5 protein-coding genes, 1 pseudogene and 1 riboswitch are annotated in these 5,710 nt (G+C 60.0%); of the genes and pseudogenes, 1 reads left to right on the top strand and 5 read right to left on the bottom strand.

Features of this window, described 5'->3' with window-relative positions; all coding sequences use genetic code 11:
- Positions 1–109: 109 nt before the first annotated feature.
- The 5 genes and pseudogenes from MPC4_RS21360 to MPC4_RS16225 all read right to left on the bottom strand — a co-directional run bounded on the left by MPC4_RS21360 (position 110) and on the right by MPC4_RS16225 (position 4,258).
- Positions 110–415, bottom strand: coding sequence for an ArsR/SmtB family transcription factor (locus MPC4_RS21360; protein WP_134493161.1), 306 nt, complete (start codon positions 413–415; stop codon positions 110–112).
- Positions 416–802: 387 nt separating this feature from the next.
- Positions 803–988, bottom strand: a pseudogene (locus MPC4_RS21625) (hypothetical protein); the annotation flags it as partial.
- Positions 989–1,087: 99 nt separating this feature from the next.
- Positions 1,088–1,657 (bottom strand): hypothetical protein, encoded by a 570-nt coding sequence (locus MPC4_RS16215; RefSeq protein ID WP_174513434.1) that lies wholly within the window; start codon positions 1,655–1,657, stop codon positions 1,088–1,090.
- Positions 1,658–1,706: 49 nt separating this feature from the next.
- Positions 1,707–2,312 carry a DUF7676 family protein gene (locus MPC4_RS16220; protein WP_244629064.1) on the bottom strand — a complete coding sequence of 202 codons (606 nt, stop codon included), beginning with the start codon at positions 2,310–2,312 and terminating at the stop codon, positions 1,707–1,709.
- Positions 2,309–4,258, bottom strand: a complete 1,950-nt coding sequence (locus MPC4_RS16225; RefSeq protein ID WP_174513435.1) for a TonB-dependent receptor plug domain-containing protein — start codon at positions 4,256–4,258, stop codon at positions 2,309–2,311. The genes MPC4_RS16220 and MPC4_RS16225 overlap by 4 nt, the downstream gene beginning before the upstream one ends.
- Before the next feature lie 105 nt (positions 4,259–4,363).
- A riboswitch (cobalamin riboswitch) is annotated at positions 4,364–4,554 on the bottom strand.
- 461 nt (positions 4,555–5,015) lie between these two features.
- Here MPC4_RS16225 and MPC4_RS16230 point away from each other — a divergent pair.
- Positions 5,016–5,618 (top strand): hypothetical protein, encoded by a 603-nt coding sequence (locus tag MPC4_RS16230; RefSeq protein WP_210253674.1) that lies wholly within the window; start codon positions 5,016–5,018, stop codon positions 5,616–5,618.
- Positions 5,619–5,710: the final 92 nt, after the last annotated feature.

Below are 5,710 nucleotides of genomic sequence, written 5' to 3' on the forward strand. Positions count from 1 at the left end.
CAGCAGCCAATAGGAGCTATGCCATTGCGACAGCGCAAGACTCAAAAGAATGACCGTCCCCGCGAACGCTAAGACGGCTCGATCAATCGACATGGTTTTGGTCCTCTCATCATTTGCATCCCGGCGAACAGAACAAGTTGTAGAGCAGGGCGATCACCTGCTGCGCTTCCTCGCTCGCCAGCGAATAATAGATCGTCTGGGACTCGCGGCGGGTCCTGACGAGGTCATCCTCGCGCAGCCGGGCAAGATGCTGCGACAGGGCGGACTGGCTGAGGCCGATCGCCTCATGCAGCACGCCGACAGACTGTTCGCCCTTGTGCAGTTCGCAAAGGATCATCAGCCGATGACGATTGGCGAGGGCCTTGAGAAAGGTCTCGGCGTTGCCGGCCCGCGATGCGAATTCATCTAAATTCATTGTTGCTAAATTAGTGTTATCTGTTGTATGTGTCAAGTGTCCGGCGTCAGCGCGTGTGAGCGCCCTGGTACAAATTCCCGGCAGACTGGAAAGTCGGACTATGCGGATTCCTCTGCAGAGTGTGGCGCGGTAGAATCTAGCATGACACACATTTCTGGATTCGACCGTTCGCAAATTTTGTTGTTGCCGGAGGCGGTGGACGACTATGTCAACAGCGAGCATGCTCTTGCCCTTCACCTCGTTGCAAAACGCCACGATAGCCAGGAGGTACGTCTTCAGCGGCAGCTTATGCCATGCGAACAGGGTCCCCGATGTCACCGAGAAATCGCGGCAACACGCTTTGCAGCGCCAACGCCGCTGATCGCCCCGATGGCAATCGTAGCAGGACGCGCAGTCGCAATGCGGGCACACGGGTCTGCCATCGGTTGCTGGCCACCGCAGGCGCGCGAACACGTTTTCGGCGCCGTGATCGGACATCCGCATGACCTTGCCGATGCTGAGCGATCTGGCTGCCGCGGACAGGAGGAAATGCTGCGCCTGACCGGCCTCGTAATGCAAACATAACGAGAACATATATCGTAATCGAGGCGCCTGTAAAGGGCTTTGGTCGTTGCTACCTAAGGCCGGACTAATTCATGCCGCCCCCACGTGGAGCGGGAGGGAGCCTTGACGTCACCCGCTTCGGCCGGTCGCGGCAAGCTGGCCGCTGGGCGCCGGGACGAGGCCAGCCGACGCGCCAATTCTGCTCACTGCGAGGAGCCCGGTGAAGGCGACGGCGTTGATGGCGAAGATTCGTCCGACGATGGTCGCTGAATAATCTTCGGCGCCGCTCTGGGCAATGATGGAGGTTAGAAAAAGAAGGCCTTCATAGATTGCAAAAGCGGCAAGGAAGGCCGCGATCGAAGCGAGGGTTCTATTGCGGCCGATCAAGCACTTCGCGCCAAATTCGGCCGCCAAAACCGAAAGCAGCGCAATGACGCCAAGCGCGCCGCCCCAGGCGAGACAATCCGCTGTCCACGGATAATGCAGCATGCCGAACCCGACGCTTTGGTTGGCGAGCCAGACGAGGCCGACGAGAAGCAGGGCGTCGCGGCGCGTCATGGTCAGGGCCGCGATCGCGGCGAAAGCGGCGAGCGCCGTCGCGCAGGCAAAGCCGAGGGTGAAGGCCACGCTGGCGGCGGCCAGCAAAGCGATCCAGGCTGGTTTGCGCCAGCCCGGTATTGCAGAAGATTGGGAGTTCATCGGTGTTTTCCTTTTCAGATTTGAATTTGGGTCGGTTTGGCGGCGGGGTTCAGTCATGGCGAAAACCTCTGCCTGATCGGTCGAGCGGATCAGGCTCACCCTGCCCGAGCCAGCGCGCCCGCAGGCTGTCCCAAAGGGTGAGCCGCTTCCATTCCGGCGCTTTCAGGACCTTGTCGCTGTCCTGATCCAGGAACGGGTTGGGAAGGAGAACCGTGATCTGCTGTTCGCCGTCGCCGTTGAAAAGGCGAAGGCCCCATGAAACCGGCGCGCCGGATTGATCGAGACGGCGGTAAAGCTCCGCACGCGAGGTCCGGCGGTGGCGCGCCAGCGCTGGCGAGGCGGGATTATGGGGGCTGCCTTTGTGAACGCCGATGCAGATGTGAAAGTGCGGCGCGCCGAAGGCGATCGTCAGATAGCCGTCGAACATCCCGATATGGGTCGGAGGCGAGGACGCCTTGAACTCATAGGCCGCTCCTTGAATGACCGGTCCGAAGGTGATTTCGCGCCAGTGGTTTTCGAACAGATCGCGCAACAAGACCTCGAGCGTTTCTTCGTCCGCCGGCAGGGCGAAGATGTCGACGGAGGAACCATCGACGTCGACCGCTCGGCGCGACAGATGCCCGGTTTTGGATGCTACGTAATCTTTGACCGTCACAGCAAACCGTCCTGACCTAAAGCGACTTTGACGCCACCGAAAACGCCAAGCGTCGGCTGGTCGAAGCCAAAGGGGTTTTGGTAATGGTCGTTGAGCGCATTCTGGACCCGCGCGAAGCCGGAAATTCCATGTCCGAAATCGTAAGTCGCGGCGAGATTAAGCAGCGTATAGCCGGGCGCAACAAGATTCGTGGCCGTCCCCGCGCGATTGGTGTCGGCCCACGGCCCGGTATAGACAAAAGTCGCCGACAGCAACAGGGCGGGCGTCGCCTGCAGCGTCACGCTGATGCTGAATTTGTCGCGCGGCCGCCGCAATAGATCCAGTTGCGTGGTCTCGTCCTTGGCGACGGTGTAGGTATAATCGGCGCGGACGGAAAAACCGTTCCATGGCGAGAGGCTCATAAAGCTTTCGAGCCCGGATGTCCTGGCGCGGCCGATATTTACATAAGAGGTGGCGGTGTCGTTGATGTTGATGAGATATTTGATGTTATTGGCGAAATAGGTCGCGCCGAACGAGATGCGATCCGGCAACAGCGTCTGTTCGAAGCCGGCGTCGAAACCGATGCTCGTTTCTGGTTGCAGGTTCGGATTGGCGAAGAACCCGTAGGCTGGGTAATTGTCGTAGAGTTCGTCAAGGGTCGGCGCCTTGAATCCTGTACCGACGCTGCCCTTGAGCCTGGTTCCGGTTTCTGGAATGAGAAAGGCCGGCGCGATGCGGAAGGTCGTCGCATTGCCGAACTGATCGTTGGCGTCATAACGGATGCTCGCCGCATTGAAGAGGCGTCCGCCAATGTTGGATTGGAGCTCCGCGAAGCCGGCCGTATCGCCATTCACCGCCCAAACCGGATTGCTGTTGACGAGACGGTCCACCTCGCGCTGGGCGCCAAGGACCAGAGTCTCGCCCTCGATGAGCCGGACATTGCCCTGATAGTCGAGTTTGATGCGGGACCCCTCGTAGAAGCTCGGGACAATAGGGATCGAGTTGGGGTCGAGGTAGCTCCGGTCATAATGCGTATAGGCGAGGCCGAGCGTCTGATCGAAGCGCCCGTCGAAGAGGGTGTTATGGATGAAGGCCCTGCTGAGGGATTGATCGCTGCCGTTGTTGCTCCGAAGGTTCTCTGGCCCGAGGAAATCGTCGCTCGTCGAACGGAGGGTGGTTTCGATATAGCGACTCGTCAGCCCCACATCGAGCTGGTCGGCGAGATGCGCGTCGACGCGAAAGGAAAAGGTGCGGTTGTCATAGGCGTTCGGATTGATGGCGCGACCGATCGGAACGAGGGACGGCGGCGTAATCGGCGTGTCGGTCGTCGAGAAATGCCCGAATCCCAGGAAACAGCTCAGCCAATCGGCCGAGCCCGAGACCTTGGCGGTCTGATTGAAGGTCCCGAACGAACCGCCTTCGACATTCGCGGTCGCCAGCATCGGCCCATAACCCTTTTCCGTCGCGATATTGATGACGCCGCCGATCGCCTCGGAGCCGTAGAGTCCGCTTTGCGGCCCGCGCAGCACCTCGATGCTGCCGAGATCGAAGTTGAGGATGTGAGCGAAGTCGAAGCCGCCGTCCGGCGAACTCGGATCGCTGACGTCGATGCCGTCGATGAGAACCTTGGTCTGGTTCGAATTGGCGCCGCGTATGAAGACCGAGGTGAGACCACCCGGACCACCGGTTTGCACCACGTTGAGGCCGGGCACGTCGAGAAGCGCATCGGGCAGCGTGCGTTGCTGCTTTGCGGCGATCTCGTCCGCCGAGATGACGGTGACGCTTGTGCCGAGCTCGGACTCAGGCGTCGGAATGAGGGTCGCGCCGACCACGACCGGGGGGAGCTCGACAGGCGGGGCCGACGCATCCTGAGCATAGGCCCGGGAGGAGTCGAAGGAAAAGGCTACGAGGAAAAAACAAGGGGTCAGGGCGCGCAGGCGCAAAGCTGATGGGCAGGAGGAGGACATGACGGTCTCGCAGCGACGTGGTGCGTCACTGCGAACCAAAGTCCAGGCGCCGCCATCAGGCGAGAGTCCTGGTCCCCACTGAGACACCCCGCCCAATGTGTTCGCGCGTGACCACGGCTGATGGCAGGTCTCCTGGCTCGCGGGTCTCTGCCTTGCGCCGCCTTCCCGGTTGCCCAGTGGCGTCTATGGCGCGCGGCTCGCCGCTTACAGTTGCGGGGGCAGCCACGGTTTGAGCGGTAAAGCCGCACCGTGTTCCCTTTTGATCCCCGAAGGGAACCATCGCAGCCAGTATGCGATCATCGACGTCGCGCCGTCAAGTTGCAGGTCGACAAACCCGCCGTTCGAAAAGCCGATGGAACCATGTTTCGTCAATATAACTGGAGATCGTCCATCCTTTGACGCGTGCGCAAAGATCAAATGCGTTGAAAGCGGCAAAAACTCTGGGGTGACGGCGAAAAGGAAACCTTAACCAGGACCGTTCATGAAAATCGCCGACTTGAGGGAGGGCGGCGATGGAATGGACGGTGACGATCGAGGGACCCGACAAATTTGGCGACGTCCAGAGGACGCAAGTGCAGATCGAGAAAGGGTTTGAACGGCTTGCGTCTGGCGAAATTGGCCTGTGTCAATCGACGACGGCAAGAGGATCATGTCCGCGCTCCAGGAGGTCGTCGTGAAGCAAGAGCTCGCGACTTATGCTCTGGCGCGGCGGGTCTGCGAGGCCTGCGAAAGGCTGCGGCCAGTCAAGGACTACACGATGCGGAAAATTCGCACGGTGTTTGGAACCGTTGCAGTGAAAAACCCGCGCTGGATGGTTTGCCAGCGTTGCTTTCCCCACTTTTCCATGGCCTTCACGGTTCTCGGGGAGATTTGCCCGGACCGGGCCACGCCCGAACTCATGGAGCTTACGGCGCGCTTGGGAAGCATGTTGCCGTATCGCAAGGCTGCGGAGCTCCTGGCGGAATTCCTGCCCATTGAACCGACGGAAAGCCATCAAACGGCGCGCAAGCGAACCTTGACGCTTGGCGCCCGCCTGGAAGATCAATCACTTCGGCAAGAGAGGGAAAGCCCGCCACTGGCATGCGAGCGCACACAACTTGAGCTCGGAATGACCAATGATCCCCTGCGCGAATTCGTCGTCAGCATCGATACCGCTCATATCCGAAGCGCGGATCAAAAGATGGCGCGCGATTTCGAAATCGTCGTCGCTCGTTGCGGTCGCGGCGGACGAGGGATGCCGCCCGGTCACTATTTCGCGACGAGCAACACCTCGCAGCGTGAAATGCGGGCAAGGACGCTTCAAGCTCTTCAATTCGAGGGATATTCCGGCAATTATCACCTTGACATAGTAGGTCGCTAGACGTAGTGTTGTTGGCATAGGAGCTAACGGCCATATCTGATCTTTCAAACCCGATCTTCCACGACGAAACTAAAGCCCGCGAGTGGCTGGAA

This window comes from Methylocella tundrae, assembly GCF_901905185.1.
In the GTDB taxonomy this organism is placed as follows: domain Bacteria; phylum Pseudomonadota; class Alphaproteobacteria; order Rhizobiales; family Beijerinckiaceae; genus Methylocapsa; species Methylocapsa tundrae.

What these genes read in the sequence shown, in the direction of transcription:
- MPC4_RS21360 (WP_134493161.1), bottom strand. Translation starts at nt 415, where the DNA reads ATGAATTTAGATGAATTCGCATCGCGGGCCGGCAACGCCGAGACCTTT.
- MPC4_RS16215 (WP_174513434.1), bottom strand. Translation starts at nt 1,657, where the DNA reads ATGAACTCCCAATCTTCTGCAATACCGGGCTGGCGCAAACCAGCCTGG.
- MPC4_RS16225 (WP_174513435.1), bottom strand. Translation starts at nt 4,258, where the DNA reads ATGTCCTCCTCCTGCCCATCAGCTTTGCGCCTGCGCGCCCTGACCCCT.
- MPC4_RS16230 (WP_210253674.1), top strand. Translation starts at nt 5,016, where the DNA reads ATGCGGAAAATTCGCACGGTGTTTGGAACCGTTGCAGTGAAAAACCCG.